Here is a 14,535-nt window from a genome sequence, read left to right on the forward strand (position 1 = left end):
ACATAAATGTCCTGTTTTTTTACTCTTATAAGGGATATACTGTTATTGTAAATAAGTTAAGAAGAGCGCAGTGCTAGAAACATTACTATTTAAAAGGGATGTAGATTAGCAGGCGGGAGGAAAATATGGTAAAAACAATTGACTATTATATGGATGAAAAGTTTGTCAAGAAGGACTATCTGATTATCAAAAATAGTCTAGATAGCAGACGCCTATGTAAAGTAACACTTGATGAGAAGCTACTAAAATTAGTTCTCTTACTTCCAAATGAAATGAGAGAAATCAAAATGGACTCTAACTTAAAGCCTAGAATTAGAGTTGTTGACATAACCGATGGGAGTGAGTGAAGTTTCTAAAATAGAAATTAAAATTAGAAAGAGGTAATACAATGATTAAGGTAGAAAGAGTTACAAAGCGATTTGGAGATAATATTGCTTTAAATCAAATTAGTTTTTCAATAAACGAAGGAGAAATTTTTGGATTCCTAGGTCCATCTGGTTCAGGGAAGACAACAATGATCAATATTCTGACAGGACAGCTACAGGCTAACAGCGGAAAGACAGAATTATTAGGGAAAGATTCTCAAAAATTACTTCCGTCAGATTTTGAAGAATTAGGTTTAGTAGGTGACACAAGTGGTTATTACGAAAAATTAAGTTTGTACAATAACTTGTTGCTATTTGCAAGACTATACGGAGTTTCAAAATCTCGAATTGAAGAAATTCTAAAACAAGTTGGTCTGTATGATAGTAAAGACACTCCAGCTGAGAAACTTTCTACAGGAATGCGTCAACGAATGCTTTTAGCTCGTGCTTTAATCAATTACCCTAAAGTTCTATTTTTAGACGAACCTACAAGTGGGTTAGATCCCACCACCTCAAAGAAGATTCACAAATTACTACAGGAGTTAAAGGAAAGAGGAACAACCATTTTCTTAACTACTCATGATATGAATGAGGCGACTTTATTATGTGATAACCTAGCTCTTTTGAATAAAGGTGATCTTATTGAACAAGGAAGCCCAAGCGAAATTATCCAAAAATACAACACGGAAAAAAAAGTTGCAGTAACTTATAGTGATTCTACTAAAAAGGTAGTGCGCTTTGAAGACTTGCAGCAAGAAGATTATAAAAAAATGATGACGATTCACTCATGTGAACCAACTTTAGAAGATATTTTTATTAAATTGACAGGAGAAAAATTAGATGTTTAAGAGAATTTTAGCCCTTATCTGGTTGAGGACACAAGTATTATTAACAAACAAAAACATTTTGGTACAAGTAGTATTCCCATTCTTTCTGGTTCTACTCTTCCAAAATTTTATGAATACAGATGGCAATCAAGGGAAAACACTATTGTATAGTTCTTTAACAATGGCATTCTCATTTTCTTCTGGATCAATGATTTCAAACTCTATTGCAGAGGAAAAAGAAAAAAGAATTTTTAAAACACTCATTTTAAGCGGAGTTCGCCGTGGAGAATATCTTGTTTCCGTGTTGTTTTATCCTGTAATCTTTGCCTTGGCTGCAGTTATTTCTTTCCCTATTATGGTTGAAGTGGATTTCGCAAAAGATTATCCTGTATACCTTGTAGTAGCTTCTCTGGTAGCATTATGTACAATCCTCTTAAATTTAGTGATTGGAGCTATTTCAGAGACACAAACTCAGGCTCAGGTTTATGGTTTGATTCCAATGCTTGGTCTCTCATTCTTGCCAATGTTTTCTCAAGTTAGCTCAGAGATCAAGAAATTTATGGATACAACCTTCTTAGGAGTTTATGTAGATTTCTTTAATAAACCAGATTTCAAGTTGAATTTTGACAGTTTGGGAATCACTTTTGCTTGGGTTATAGCATTACTTGCCCTTAGTTATTGGGGGTTGAAAAATAAAAAAAGAGTACAGTTTGGAAAATTAACAATTAATCAACTTCAAAAACTAACTTTTTTTAAAGCTTAGTGTTAGTAAGCTTTGTAAGAAATCTAGTTTAAAACAATAAACCAGCGCTTAAAATGCTGGTTTTTACTGTCTTCAGCCTTATGTTTCTTCGTAGTTGATTACCTCATATTTCTTGTATTCGCTTACACAGAGTGTTATAATATGATTATAGGAAAGAAGGTGTTCTTATGTGGAAAAAATATTTTTCAAAATATAAATGGACGGATTTATTTTGGATTCTATTTGTTATTTTAACATGCCTTTTGATGGGTAATGATACTCTTTTTCCGCTTACTCATCAAGAAATCTCTTATCATGGGTGCTTATTTGGAATTACACTTGCATTATATCACTTACTATTTATTGATAAGTTTGTTATCTCGAATCGAAAATAAATATGAGGTATATGCCTGACTGGCTACTTTTAATATTGATTTTGGATGAAGATTTTGTCTCTATTATTTATTATTTTAAATTTGTTTATCTTGTACAAAATCTATTCTTTGAGACGAGAGAAATCGAAATACTTGACTTATACGGCCTATATCATATTTGAGGTAAATGTACTATATGGTATTCAATGGCTATTAAAAGAACTGATTTCAAATATTTCCACTTAATATGTATGGAAACTATAACAAAACGCATAAGATTAAGGTTTTTGAGTACCTGTTCTTATGCGTTTTTGTAATATTAAAGATTTTTAATAAGTTGTCTGCTTTTGGGAGGCCTAGTTCAGAATGCTTTCCCAACAAGTATCTCAGCTTCAATGGTAATCTCTGTCAGTTGGCTCCAGTCAATCTTGCTCTGGTCGATGTGAAAGAGGAGAGGAGTCATACTGAGTAGGGCTTGGAGCTGCTCTGCTGTGATAGATTTGGTTAGAGAGACCGTTTGGCTAGATAGGATGGTAAAGTGATCTTGGAAATGATTTTTGATATCTTGGTTAGAATAATCCTTGTTTGTCAGTTGGTCTTGTACCCTTTGACGAATTTCCTTGAGGTGATTTTCGGTTGGGATGACCTTGATCAAGATACCGTCTTTGGATAAAACGCGACGAAATTCTCCATAGTTGGCAGGTGAGAAGATATCAAGTAAGATATCCATGCTGGCGTCTTTTATAGGAAGACGAGCCAAGTCACCAACGAACCAGTTGACTGCCCAGTTTGGTTCACTCTTGGCAGCGATTTGGACGGAATCTTTGGAAATATCAAAGGCATAGAAGGTTTTGTCAGGATGACTTTCTTGGAGTTTACGAGAATAGAAGCCTTCGCCACAACCGATATCTAAAATTGTTTTGGCATTTTTTGAGTTTGAAAGTAAATCAGAAACGGCCTCTAAGATAGCTTGGTAAAAGCCAGCTTCTAGGATTTGTTGACGGTTTTGAAAATTTTCCTTGTCGTAGTTGGTAGATTGCTTGATTTGAGGAGCTAGATTGACATAGCCGAATTTCGCCAAGTCAAAAGAATGACGGTTGTAGCACTTGAAACTAGTCTCTAGCAGAGTCAGATTTTCTTGACAGATAGGACAGGCAAAGGCAGTCGCAGAAGCAAAGCGTTGGAGTTTGGGTTTGAGGTTTGTATTCATAGTTTAAGTGTATCAAAAGAGGCAAATGAAAGCAACTTTAGGATGATTTGTAATAGAATTAAATAGTAGTATAATTACCTTTCAAAGTACCAAAATTAAATTGCTTTTATATCTAAATTGCTATATAATAATGATAAGGAGGAAATAAGTATGTTAAAAGAAGTATTAACCGTTGCAAAAGTTGCGAAAAAATCATCACTCTTTTTAGGTGGTGTTGCATTTGGTACCCTTGGTTTGAAAATCTTAGCAAGTAAGGAAGCTAAAAAAGGTTATTCTAAAGCTTTGGCTAAGGCTTACAAGTTGAAAGACGGGCTAGATGCATCTGTTTCTGTTGTGAAACAACATGGAGACGATGTCTTGCAAGATGCCAAATATTTGTACGAGCAAGAGAAAAAAGAAGAGCAATTAGATAGCCTTATAGGAGAATAATATGTCTTTTAAAGTGCTACATAGAGGATACCAACATATCCGATTATCATCTTCTTTTTCACTCACCTTGGATATTCAAGACTATCTTCGTTCCTTGGCGAGAGATGAAAAGGGGATTGAATCTATCCAGTTTTACATGGATCAACAGCACTTTACTCTACGTATAAAAGAAGGCTTCTCTGTATTAGATAATGCAGAAGCCTTTTTAAAAAGAATTGATAAAGGGAAAGTTTCTGAGTTGATGACTCTTCCCATTCGTAGAGAAGAGAGTGCTTATTCTATTGTTTCAGGTGCAGCGATTAAGCGTATACTTTTTCGTAGTTTTGTGCCGTATCCTATTCGCTATATATGGACTTGTTATCAGGCTTTTGGCTATATTAGAGAAGCCTATCAAACACTAGCGCGTAAGGAACTAACGATGGAGGTCTTGGACTGTTCGGCGATTTTATTATCTTTGTTTATGAACCAATCCAAGACGGCAAGTAATATCATGTTTATGCTTGATTTGGGGAATCATTTAGATCAATGGTCCTTGAAAAAAACTGCAACGGATTTAGAACAGAGTCTTCTTGCAAAAGAGAGCGATGTATTCTTAGTGCAGGGCGATACGGTCGTTAGTATCAAGAGTTCCGATGTTCAAATAGGAGATGTCTTGGTCTTATCTCAAGGAAATGAAATTCTGTTTGATGGACAAGTAGTTTCAGGTTTAGGTATGGTCAACGAAAGTTCCTTGACAGGAGAGAGTTTTCCAGTTGAAAAAAGAGAGTCTGATTTGGTTTGTGCAAATACAGTATTAGAAACTGGAGAGTTACGTATTCGTGTAACCGATAATCAGATGAACAGCCGTATTTTACAGCTGATTGAGTTGATGAAGAAATCTGAAGAAAACAAGAAAACGAAACAACGCTATTTCATCAAGATGGCGGATAAGGTCGTCAAATATAATTTCTTGGGGGCTGGTCTGACTTACCTATTAACAGGTTCTTTTTCTAAGGCTATTTCTTTTCTATTGGTCGATTTCTCCTGCGCTTTGAAAATCTCTACTCCTGTAGCTTATTTAACAGCTATCAAGGAGGGTTTGAATCGTGAAATGGTGATTAAGGATGGGGATGTTCTGGAGAAATATCTGGAAGTAGATACCTTCTTATTTGATAAGACTGGGACAATCACAACTAGCTATCCTATAGTTGAAAAGGTGTTACCTTTTGGAGACTATAGTGAGGAAGAAATCTTAAGAATCAGCGCCTGTCTTGAGGAACACATCTATCATCCTATTGCTAATGCCATTGTCAAGCAAGCTGAGATAGAGGGGATTGAACATGAGGAAATGCATGGGAAACTCCAATATATCGCAAGCAAGGGGATCAAATCTCATATAGATGGGCAACCAGTTCTTATTGGGAATTATGTTTTGATGCAGGATGAGCAAATTCATATCAGTTCAGAACAAAATGCTTTAATTGAAGAGTACAAGAGTCACTATAATCTCTTATTCTTGGCTTATCAGAATGAATTGATTGGAATGTTCTGCATTCATACTCCTTTGAGAAAAGAAGCAAAAGCAGCCTTGGAGAAACTTAAGGCACAAGGGAAAAAATTGATTCTGGCAACAGGGGACACTCTGGTTAGAACAGAGGAATTAGTCAAAGATTTGCCCTTTGATCAGGTCTATACAGACTTGAAACCTGATGGGAAATTTGAGTTAGTAGAGGAACTGCAGAAAGAAGGTCACACTATTTTGATGGTTGGAGATGGATTGAATGACTCAGCGGCTCTAACCCTATCAGATATCGGTGTGGTGATGAATGAGAGTGCAGATATTTCTAAGCAGATGAGTGATATCTTATTGTTAGATAATCGTTTGGATTTCTTCCAAGAGTTGAATTCGTTATCATCATCTTTGCAAACACTCATCAAGAAGAATATTCAAGATACCGTCGTCGTAAATAGTAGTTTGATTGGCTTTGGCTTGTTTAATTGGCTCAGTCCTTCAAACCTCTCTATCTTACATAATCTAACAACCTTACGCATAGTCCTGCGTAGCCTGTCTATTAAGGGATAGGTGGGGACTATTCACAGCAAAAAGGAGTTACCTTTCTCGAGGTTAACTCCTTTTTTTATAGGTAAATGTTGAACAGTTTAGTAAGTCAATACAAAATATTTTTTCTTTCCACGACGGATAACAGTCAGCTCATTCTCTAACTTATCTGCGTCACTCAAGACATAGTCAAGGTCTTGGATGCGGTCGCCGTTGACGTAGATAGCTCCGTTTTGGACGTCTTCACGGGCTTGGCGTTTTGAGTTAACTACACCAGCTGATACGAGCAGTTCCACGATATTGTGGTTTTCATCTGCTTGAACGTGGTAGTTTGGTACCCCACGAAGTCCTTGTTTGAGCTCTTTAACAGAAAGATTTTTGATATTTCCTGCAAAGAGTTGCTCAGTGATATTGAGGGCTTCTTTGTAAGCTTCTTCGCCGTGAACAAGTGTAACGACTTCACGAGCCAAGACTTTTTGTGCCAAGCGTTCGTGTGGAGCCGCTTCAAATTGTTTACGGATGTCTTCAATCTCATCAAGTGACAAGAAAGTAAAGATTTTCAAGAAGCGAACGGCGTCTGCGTCCATCACGTTCATCCAGAATTGGTACATTTCATATGGAGAAGTCTTTTCAGGATTGAGCCAGACTGCGTTTCCTTCTGATTTACCAAACTTCTTACCAGTTGCATCTGTGATCAATGGAACAGTGATAACGTGACCAGTTTTGTCAGCTTTACGACGAAGCAATTCGGTACCAGCTGTCATATTTCCCCACTGGTCAGAACCACCGATTTGAAGGGTAACGTTGTAGTCTTGGTTAAGGACGAAGAAATCGTAACCTTGCATGATTTGGTAAGCAAACTCAGTGTATGAAATTCCCGTTTCAATCCGTTTTTTCACAGACTCCTTACTCATCATGTAGTTGACAGTGAAGTATTTTCCGATATCACGGAGGAAGTCAATGAAGCTGATGCTGCCAAACCAGTCGTAGTTGTTGACCATGACAGCCTTGTTTTCACCATTTTCAAAATCGAGAAAACGAGAAAGTTGTCCTTGGATAGACTTGACCCAGCCATCTACTGTGTCTTTTGTTTGGAGACTACGTTCAGCATCTTTGAAGGACGGATCTCCGATGAGACCTGTAGCACCGCCAACGAGCGCATAAGGTTTGTGACCTGCTAGCTGCAAGCGACGACTTGTCAAGATTGCGACAAGGTGGCCTAGGTGAAGGCTGTCAGCAGTTGGATCGTAGCCAGTATAATAAGAAACTTGACCTTCTTCTAGGGCTTTACGCAAAGCTTCTTCATCAGTCGTTTGAAAAATCAAACCACGCTCTTTTAGCTCATCAAAAATGTGCATGTGTCTTTTCTCCTTTTTAAAAATATTGTTTCTACCTATTGTATCACAAACTTGGGCAATAGCCTAGCAGAATAGGGGAGAAAGTGGCTATTTTATTGAAAGTTTACCTTTTGTGGTATAATAGATAGAGTGAGGAAATCCATGCAAAATCAATTAAATGAATTAAAACGAAAAATGCTGGAATTTTTCCAGCGAGTAAAATCAAACATAAATCATAGAAAATCAGAGAAAGTCTCAGAAGAGAAGAAGTCGGATGTGACAGGTGGGCGAATTCTGTCTATCTTAGGGAGCATTTTGGCTACTATCAAGGGAGTTTTGAATACTCTCTTTATTCTAGGCTTTATCGGTGGACTTTTTGGTGCTGGTGTAGCTCTTGGTTATGGAGTTGCCTTGTTCGATAAGGCTAAGGTTCCGCCAGCGGAGGACTTGGTCAAGCAGGTTAAAAATGTTTCTTCAATCTCAGAAATTGTTTATTCAGATGGGAGTGTCATTGCTTCTATCGAGAGTGACTTATTGAGAACTTCTGTCTCATCTGAGGAAATATCGGACAATCTCAAAAAGGCTATCGTTGCAACTGAGGACGAACATTTTCTTGAACATAAAGGGGTTGTGCCAAAAGCTGTGATTCGGGCGACCTTGGGAACCTTTGCAGGTTTGGGCTCATCTAGCGGAGGCTCGACCTTGACCCAACAGTTAATCAAGCAACAAGTGGTCGGAGATGCTCCGACCTTGGCTCGTAAGGCTACAGAAATTGTCGATGCCCTTGCTTTAGAGAGAGTGATGGGAAAAGATGAGATCCTAACATCCTATCTCAATATCGCTCCTTTTGGTAGAAATCATAAAGGGCAAAACATTGCAGGTGTCCAGCAAGCTGCTGAAGGGATTTTCGGTATTGATGCCAACAAGTTGAGTATTCCTCAAGCTGCCTTCTTAGCAGGTTTGCCCCAGAGTCCGATTACTTATTCTCCTTATGAAAATACTGGAGAGTTAAAGAGTGATGAAGACTTAGACCTTGGTTTGAAACGGGCCAAGGGAGTTCTCTATAACATGTATCGTACGGGTGCTTTAACTAAGGAAGAGTACGACCAGTACAAGGATTATAATATAAAACAAGACTTCTTGCCATCGGGAACTGTTAATGCTGTTTCAAGAGATTACCTTTACTTTACGGCTATGTCTGAAGCGACAGATCGGATGTATGATTATTTAGTTCAACAGGACAACGTCTCTAGTCAGGAGTTGAAAAAGGAAGCGGTTCAAAGGGCTTATCATGAGCGAGCGGAGCAGGAGCTAAGTAAAGGTGGCTACAAAATTACTACAACAATCAATAAAAAAATCCATAATGCCATGCAAAATGCAGTTGCTAACTACGGTCGTTTGGTAGATGATGCGACTGGTCAGCCTGAAGTAGGGAATGTTTTGATGGACAATAAAACGGGGGCTGTTCTAGGTTTCGTTGGTGGTCGTAATTACCAGATAAACCAAAACAATCACGCCTTTGACACCAAGCGTTCGCCAGCCTCTACAACCAAGCCTTTGTTGGCCTACGGTATTGCCATTGACCAAGGTTTGATGGGAAGCGCCAGTATCTTGTCCAATTATCCGACAAAATTCTCTAATGGAAATCCTATCATGTATGTAAACAGTCCAGGTACAGGTATGATGACTTTGGGAGAAGCCTTGAACTATTCATGGAATATCCCAGCCTATTGGACCTATCGCATGCTTCGTGAGAAGGGCGTGGATGTTAAGGGTTACATGGAGAAAATGGGTTACGAGATTCCGGAGTACGGTATCGAAAGTCTGCCTATGGGTGGTGGTATTGAAGTTACAGTTGCCCAGCATACCAACGGTTATCAAACAATTGCCAATAACGGTGTCTACCATCAGAAGCATGTGATTTCTAAGATTGAATCATCTGATGGTAGAGTAATCTATGAATTCCAAGACAAACCAGTTCAAGTGTACTCGAAGGCAACAGCAACGATTATGCAGAGCTTGCTTCGTGAAGTGATTTCATCTCGAATCACTTCAAGTTTCCAAACGGACTTGGCTGCTATTAATTCAAACTTAGCTCGTGCAGACTGGATTGGTAAGACTGGGACAACCAATGAAGATGAAAATATGTGGCTTATGCTGTCAACACCAAGATTGACTCTAGGTGGTTGGCTAGGGCATGACGACAACCGCCCAATGGCTAAGGGGGCTGGGCATTATCGAAATGCCAATTATATGGCTCACTTGGTTAATGCTATCCACCAGGCTGAGCCTGGCGTTTGGGGCAATGAACGCTTTAATCTTGATTCTAGTGTGACGCAATCTCAGGTCCTCAGATCTACAGGGCAGAAGCCAGGCAAAGTAACCGTTAATGGAAAAACGGTGGATCTTTCAGGTTCTACTGTAACGAGCTATTGGGCTAATAAAGCGGGAGCTCCTACGACCAGCTATCACTTTGCTATTGGAGGAAGTGAATCAGATTATCAAAATGCTTGGTCAAGTATTATTGGTAGTTTCTCATCTACACCAAGTTCAAGTAGTAGTTCTAGCAGTACATCAAGTTCATCATCACCTACACAATCAAATAGTAGAAGATAGGAAAGTGGTATTGATTGCCACTTTTTTCTTTTTTCCTTTCGTGTTACAATAAAGGTATGAATCAGTATCAGAAAAAGATTGTTAAAGGAACCGTTTATTCGCTCTTATCTGGCTTAATATGGGGAATCTGTGGAATTTTAGGAGAATATTTCTTTACCCATTACCAGGTGTCGTCGGGCTGGATTACCTCTATGCGTTTGACACTGGCAGGGAGTCTTGTGCTCATTTGGTCAGCAATGCAATTAAAATTGCAAGTGTTAGATATCTGGCGAGATAAGAAAAATTACCTGCCTTTTTTAGCCTATGCTATTTTGGGAATTTTCTCAGTCCAGTATTTTTTCTATCTCTGCGTAGAATACTCAAATGCTGCGACAGCAACTATTTTACAGTTTATTAGTCCAGTTTTTATCCTCTTTTACAATCGTTTAGTTTATCACAAACGAGCCTCAAAAAGCGCTATTTTCTATGTTTTGGTTGCCATGCTGGGTGTTGGCTTGATGGCGACAAAAGGCGATCTCTCTCAGTTATACATGACGCCACTAGCCCTTATAACAGGTCTGCTGAGTGCCATGGGTGTTATGTTTAATGTTATCTTGCCCCAACCTTTTGCGAAGCGATACGGTTTTGTACCGACGGTTGGGTGGGGAATGATTTTGGCAGGTTTATTTAGCAATGTCCTCTCGCCAGTTTATCATCTTTCCTTTACTCTTGATATTTGGAGTATCTTGATTTGCCTTATTATTGCTTTCTTCGGGACAGCTTTTGCCTTTTTTATTTCTATGAAGGCAGTGTCCTTGGTTTCTCCTTTGGTGGTTTCTGTTATCAGTGCCAGTGAACCTCTCTCTTCTGCCCTGCTGAGTGTTTTGTTTTTAGGTTTGGTAGTGGATTGGTCCCTTCTTCTAGCGATGGCCTTGATTATTTTACCCATGATTTTCCTATCGATAGAAGAAGCGAAAGAAAGTAAATAAAAAGTCTTTTCTTAATTCTAAAAGTGTGCTATACTAGAATAGTCAATAAAACACGGGGAGATAGTTGTGAAGAGTGTTTTTAGGTTGTATCGGTAGGGGCTTGCTTTTACCGACAGCACGTTTTATCTCACATCCCTAAAAATCATACCTAAAAACAAACAAAAAGGCTTCAAATTTGAGGCCTTTTTTGGTAGAATAGGTATCATTAAAATGAACTAGGAGGCGCTTATGACTGCTACAAAAATGAACGCACAAGAAATTATCCAATTTATCGCCAATGCTGAAAAGAAAACCAGTGTTAAAGTAACCTTTGAGGGGGAACTTGCAACCGCTGTACCAAGCTCTGTTGTCAAACTAGGGAATGTCCTATTTGGAGACTGGAAAGATGTTGCTCCTCTTCTTGATGGCTTGGTAGAAAATCAAGACTATGTTGTTGAGCAAGATGCTCGCAATTCTGCAGTTCCTTTGCTAGATAAACGTGCTATCAACGCTCGTATCGAGCCAGGTGCAATTATCCGTGATCAGGTTGAAATTGGTGACAATGCTGTTATCATGATGGGAGCCGTTATCAATATCGGTGCTGAAATCGGTGCAGGAACCATGATTGACATGGGGGCTATCCTTGGTGGTCGCGCTATCGTTGGGAAAAACAGCCATGTTGGTGCAGGTGCTGTTCTTGCAGGTGTAATTGAGCCAGCTAGCGCTGAACCAGTCCGTGTCGGAGACAATGTTCTTATCGGGGCCAATGCAGTGGTTATCGAAGGAGTCCAAATCGGTAGTGGTTCAGTTGTCGCTGCAGGAGCTATCGTTACCCAAGATGTCCCAGAAAACGTTGTCGTAGCAGGTGTTCCAGCTCGCATTATCAAAGAGATTGATGCCCAAACCCAACAAAAAACAGCGCTAGAAGATGCGCTTCGTACCTTGTAATTGTAAATGAAAAATAGAGGCGGAACTCTTTTCCAGCCTCTTTCTGCTATATAGGAGGACAGATAGATGTTAGATTTGATTCAGACTAGACGAGATTTACACCAGATTCCAGAGATTGGCTTGGAGGAGTTCAAGACTCATGCTTATTTGCTGGATGTGATTGAAAAATTGACTGCAGGCAAGGATTTTGTCCAAGTTCGAACTTGGCGGACAGGAATTTTGGTCTATTTGCAGGGAAGTCAGCCAGAGCGGACCATTGGTTGGAGGACAGATATTGATGGCCTGCCTATCGTCGAACAAACAGGCCTTCCTTTCGCCTCTCAGCACCAAAATCGTATGCACGCTTGTGGACATGATTTTCATATGACCATTGCCTTGGGTTGTCTTGAGCAAGCCCTTGAGGAGCAACCAAAGAACAATCTGCTCTTCCTATTTCAGCCTGCTGAAGAAAATGAAGCTGGTGGCATGCTCATGTATGAGGATGGTGCTTTTGGAGATTGGTTGCCAGACCAATTTTATGGTCTCCATGTCCGTCCAGATTTGAAAGTTGGTCAGATTGCGACCAATACTCATACACTTTTCGCAGGAACCTGTGAGGTGAAGATTCGTTTCAAAGGAAAAGGCGGCCATGCAGCCTTTCCGCATGAAGCCAATGACGCTTTGGTAGCGGCTAGTTACTTTGTGACCCAAGTGCAGTCAGTTGTCAGCCGCAATGTCAACCCAATCGAGGGAGCAGTGGTGACCTTTGGCCTGTTCCAAGCTGGAACAACCAACAATGTCATCACAGATACAGCCTTTTTACATGGAACCATTCGTGCCTTGACTCAAGACATGAGCCTCTTGGTGCAAAAAAGGGTCAAAACAGTTGCAGAAGGAGTTGCAGCCGCCTTTGATATGGAAGTCGAAGTTGAACTCAAACAAGGGGGCTACCTGCCTGTTGAGAATAATCCAGTCTTGGCGCGTGAACTAATGGACTTTTTTGAAGAGAAAGACGGAATCGAGTTGATTGATATCGAGCCTGCTATGACAGGTGAAGACTTTGGTTATCTCCTTTCAAAAGTTGATGGCGTTATGTTCTGGCTAGGTATTGATAGTCCCTACGCCCTTCATCACCCTCAGATGAGTCCCAAGGAAGAAGCCTTAGCTATTGGGGTGGATGCGGTCTCTAGTTTCCTGAAAAAGAAGGCAGCAGAGTAGAGGATTTGTCTATGAAAGCAGAACTACGCAAGCAAGTCTTGCAGGAAATGAAGGCTATATCTAGAGAGCAAAAACAGGCTATAGACCAAGCTTTAACAGAAGGACTTTTACAACACCCCTTCTACCAAGAAGCAAATACAATCGCAACCTATCTCTCTTTTCCGCATGAGTTTCAAACTCAGGGATTGATTGAGCAGGCGCTGAAGGATGGCAAGAAGGTTCTAATACCAAAAACCTATCCCAAGGGGCGCATGGACTTTGTAGTCTATAATCCGCAGCAGTTGGTCAAAACTTCCTTTGGCTTACTGGAACCACAGGGAGATTTGGAAGTGGTGGATGTCTCGCAGATTGATTTGATTCATGTTCCAGGGCTGGCTTTTACGAGAGAGGGCTATCGGATTGGCTATGGTGGAGGTTATTATGACCGCTATCTGAAACATTTTCCTGGTCATACTTTGAGTACGGTTTATCCTTGTCAAATTCAGGACTTTATCCCTGAAAATCATGATATTCCTGTTCAGGAGGTACTGATTGATGAAAGAAATCTTTGATAGGCGTTACCCTGTGACGAGTTTCTTCCTCTTAGTGACGGCCTTGGTATTTCTACTAATGTTGGTGACTACAGGTGGAAACTTTTACAGGGCAGATACCTTATTTCGATTTGGAGCCATGTACGGGCCTGTCATTCGCCTCTTTCCAGAGCAGGTTTGGCGTCTATTCTCTGCCATTTTTGTGCATATTGGGTGGGAGCATTTCATAGTCAATATGCTTTCGCTTTATTATCTTGGTAGGCAAGTAGAGGAAATTTTCGGTTCTAAGCAGTTTTTCTTTCTCTATCTCTTATCAGGAATGATGGGTAATCTCTTTGTTTTTGAGTTTAGTCCTAAATCCATAGCGGCAGGTGCATCCACCTCTCTTTATGGTCTTTTTGCCGCGATTATCATTCTTCGTTATGCTACGCGTAATCCTTATATCCAACAGCTAGGACAGTCTTATCTGACACTTTTTGTGATTAATATTATTGGAAGTGTTTTGATTCCAGGAATCAGCCTAGCTGGCCATATCGGAGGTGCAGTTGGTGGCGCATTTTTAGCAGTTATCTTTCCAGTTCGAGGAGAAAGACGGATGTATAGTGCCAGTCAGAGACTGGTAGCGTTAGTGTTGTTCGTAGGACTCGCAGTCTTGCTTTTATACAAGGGAATGGGAATGTGACGACTAATACTCAATGAAAATCAAAGAGCAAACTAGGAAACTAGCCGCAGGCTGTACTTGAGTACGGCAAGGCAACGTTGACGTGGTTTGAAGAGATTTTCGAAGAGTATAATATGTAAACTTGAATAAGAAAAAAGCTACTTAAAAAATGAGTAGCTTTTAATGTGTTTTGGAACCATTCGAAACAACACAGCTCTAAAACGCTCCAGTCGCAAAGGCATTACCCATCATCGTTTTGGAACCATTCGAAACAACACAGCTCTAAAACCCAAAACAGTGCTTTAACTCTAATT

General features: G+C 39.8%; 14 protein-coding genes and 1 CRISPR repeat array (1 of these 15 only partly in view). Of the genes, 12 read left to right on the forward strand and 2 right to left on the reverse strand.

Annotated features, from left to right (window positions below):
- Positions 1 to 125: 125 nt before the first annotated feature.
- The 4 genes from CJ239_RS10685 (at position 126) to CJ239_RS12315 (ending at position 2,329) form a co-directional block, all read left to right on the forward strand.
- The gene (locus CJ239_RS10685; RefSeq protein WP_033679542.1) at positions 126 to 347 is read left to right on the forward strand and encodes a hypothetical protein; all 222 of its coding nucleotides are present in this window, start codon (positions 126 to 128) and stop codon (positions 345 to 347) included.
- A 41-nt stretch (positions 348 to 388) separates the two neighbouring features.
- The gene (locus CJ239_RS10690; protein ID WP_070657025.1) at positions 389 to 1,213 is read left to right on the forward strand and encodes an ABC transporter ATP-binding protein; all 825 of its coding nucleotides are present in this window, start codon (positions 389 to 391) and stop codon (positions 1,211 to 1,213) included.
- The gene (locus CJ239_RS10695) at positions 1,206 to 1,955 is read left to right on the forward strand and encodes an ABC transporter permease (RefSeq protein WP_102211547.1); all 750 of its coding nucleotides are present in this window, start codon (positions 1,206 to 1,208) and stop codon (positions 1,953 to 1,955) included. The genes CJ239_RS10690 and CJ239_RS10695 overlap by 8 nt, the downstream gene beginning before the upstream one ends.
- A gap of 167 nt (positions 1,956 to 2,122) precedes the next feature.
- Positions 2,123 to 2,329, forward strand: a complete 207-nt coding sequence (locus CJ239_RS12315; protein WP_000265677.1) for a hypothetical protein — start codon at positions 2,123 to 2,125, stop codon at positions 2,327 to 2,329.
- A gap of 340 nt (positions 2,330 to 2,669) precedes the next feature.
- Here CJ239_RS12315 and CJ239_RS10710 read toward each other — a convergent pair whose 3' ends face one another.
- Positions 2,670 to 3,518, reverse strand: a complete 849-nt coding sequence (locus CJ239_RS10710) for a putative RNA methyltransferase (RefSeq protein ID WP_102211549.1) — start codon at positions 3,516 to 3,518, stop codon at positions 2,670 to 2,672.
- A 150-nt stretch (positions 3,519 to 3,668) separates the two neighbouring features.
- Here CJ239_RS10710 and CJ239_RS10715 point away from each other — a divergent pair, with 150 nt between their 5' ends.
- Both CJ239_RS10715 and CJ239_RS10720 read left to right on the forward strand, forming a co-directional pair.
- On the forward strand, positions 3,669 to 3,947 hold the full coding sequence (locus tag CJ239_RS10715) for a DUF6110 family protein (protein WP_000910910.1): 279 nt from the start codon (positions 3,669 to 3,671) through the stop codon (positions 3,945 to 3,947).
- 1 nt (position 3,948) lies between these two features.
- Positions 3,949 to 6,009 carry a heavy metal translocating P-type ATPase gene (locus CJ239_RS10720; RefSeq protein ID WP_102211550.1) on the forward strand — a complete coding sequence of 687 codons (2,061 nt, stop codon included), beginning with the start codon at positions 3,949 to 3,951 and terminating at the stop codon, positions 6,007 to 6,009.
- A gap of 77 nt (positions 6,010 to 6,086) precedes the next feature.
- On the opposite strand, the gene tyrS is transcribed toward CJ239_RS10720, so the two are convergent.
- Positions 6,087 to 7,343, reverse strand: coding sequence for a tyrosine--tRNA ligase (gene tyrS / locus CJ239_RS10725; protein ID WP_102211551.1), 1,257 nt, complete (start codon positions 7,341 to 7,343; stop codon positions 6,087 to 6,089).
- A gap of 141 nt (positions 7,344 to 7,484) precedes the next feature.
- Here tyrS and pbp1b point away from each other — a divergent pair, with 141 nt between their 5' ends.
- From pbp1b to CJ239_RS10755, 6 genes are all read left to right on the forward strand, one after another.
- On the forward strand, positions 7,485 to 9,938 hold the full coding sequence (pbp1b, locus tag CJ239_RS10730; protein ID WP_102211552.1) for a penicillin-binding protein PBP1B: 2,454 nt from the start codon (positions 7,485 to 7,487) through the stop codon (positions 9,936 to 9,938).
- Between the two features lie 56 nt (positions 9,939 to 9,994).
- Complete coding sequence (locus CJ239_RS10735; RefSeq protein WP_102211569.1) at positions 9,995 to 10,906, forward strand: DMT family transporter; 912 nt, start codon at positions 9,995 to 9,997, stop codon at positions 10,904 to 10,906.
- 228 nt (positions 10,907 to 11,134) lie between these two features.
- Positions 11,135 to 11,833, forward strand: coding sequence for a 2,3,4,5-tetrahydropyridine-2,6-dicarboxylate N-acetyltransferase (gene dapD / locus CJ239_RS10740; RefSeq protein ID WP_000127443.1), 699 nt, complete (start codon positions 11,135 to 11,137; stop codon positions 11,831 to 11,833).
- A 66-nt stretch (positions 11,834 to 11,899) separates the two neighbouring features.
- A complete protein-coding gene (locus CJ239_RS10745; RefSeq protein ID WP_102211553.1) occupies positions 11,900 to 13,030 on the forward strand; it encodes an N-acetyldiaminopimelate deacetylase in 1,131 nt (376 codons plus the stop codon).
- A gap of 11 nt (positions 13,031 to 13,041) precedes the next feature.
- Positions 13,042 to 13,581: a 5-formyltetrahydrofolate cyclo-ligase gene (locus CJ239_RS10750; RefSeq protein WP_102211554.1), complete on the forward strand. Its 540-nt coding sequence runs from the start codon at positions 13,042 to 13,044 to the stop codon at positions 13,579 to 13,581.
- Positions 13,565 to 14,242, forward strand: coding sequence for a rhomboid family intramembrane serine protease (locus CJ239_RS10755; RefSeq protein WP_102211555.1), 678 nt, complete (start codon positions 13,565 to 13,567; stop codon positions 14,240 to 14,242). Before CJ239_RS10750 ends, CJ239_RS10755 begins: the two co-directional genes overlap by 17 nt.
- A gap of 166 nt (positions 14,243 to 14,408) precedes the next feature.
- Positions 14,409 to 14,535: a CRISPR direct-repeat array (repeat unit 36 nt; unit sequence GTTTTGGAACCATTCGAAACAACACAGCTCTAAAAC); it runs 305 nt beyond the window's last position.

Source organism: Streptococcus sp. UMB0029 (assembly GCF_002871495.1).
Taxonomy (GTDB): Bacteria; Bacillota; Bacilli; order Lactobacillales; family Streptococcaceae; genus Streptococcus.

What these genes read in the sequence shown, in the direction of transcription:
- CJ239_RS10735 (WP_102211569.1), top strand. Translation starts at nt 9,995, where the DNA reads ATGAATCAGTATCAGAAAAAGATTGTTAAAGGAACCGTTTATTCGCTC.
- dapD (WP_000127443.1), top strand. Translation starts at nt 11,135, where the DNA reads ATGACTGCTACAAAAATGAACGCACAAGAAATTATCCAATTTATCGCC.
- CJ239_RS12315 (WP_000265677.1), top strand. Translation starts at nt 2,123, where the DNA reads ATGTGGAAAAAATATTTTTCAAAATATAAATGGACGGATTTATTTTGG.
- tyrS (WP_102211551.1), bottom strand. Translation starts at nt 7,343, where the DNA reads ATGCACATTTTTGATGAGCTAAAAGAGCGTGGTTTGATTTTTCAAACG.
- CJ239_RS10750 (WP_102211554.1), top strand. Translation starts at nt 13,042, where the DNA reads ATGAAAGCAGAACTACGCAAGCAAGTCTTGCAGGAAATGAAGGCTATA.
- pbp1b (WP_102211552.1), top strand. Translation starts at nt 7,485, where the DNA reads ATGCAAAATCAATTAAATGAATTAAAACGAAAAATGCTGGAATTTTTC.
- CJ239_RS10715 (WP_000910910.1), top strand. Translation starts at nt 3,669, where the DNA reads ATGTTAAAAGAAGTATTAACCGTTGCAAAAGTTGCGAAAAAATCATCA.
- CJ239_RS10745 (WP_102211553.1), top strand. Translation starts at nt 11,900, where the DNA reads ATGTTAGATTTGATTCAGACTAGACGAGATTTACACCAGATTCCAGAG.
- CJ239_RS10685 (WP_033679542.1), top strand. Translation starts at nt 126, where the DNA reads ATGGTAAAAACAATTGACTATTATATGGATGAAAAGTTTGTCAAGAAG.
- CJ239_RS10755 (WP_102211555.1), top strand. Translation starts at nt 13,565, where the DNA reads ATGAAAGAAATCTTTGATAGGCGTTACCCTGTGACGAGTTTCTTCCTC.
- CJ239_RS10720 (WP_102211550.1), top strand. Translation starts at nt 3,949, where the DNA reads ATGTCTTTTAAAGTGCTACATAGAGGATACCAACATATCCGATTATCA.
- CJ239_RS10710 (WP_102211549.1), bottom strand. Translation starts at nt 3,518, where the DNA reads ATGAATACAAACCTCAAACCCAAACTCCAACGCTTTGCTTCTGCGACT.
- CJ239_RS10690 (WP_070657025.1), top strand. Translation starts at nt 389, where the DNA reads ATGATTAAGGTAGAAAGAGTTACAAAGCGATTTGGAGATAATATTGCT.
- CJ239_RS10695 (WP_102211547.1), top strand. Translation starts at nt 1,206, where the DNA reads ATGTTTAAGAGAATTTTAGCCCTTATCTGGTTGAGGACACAAGTATTA.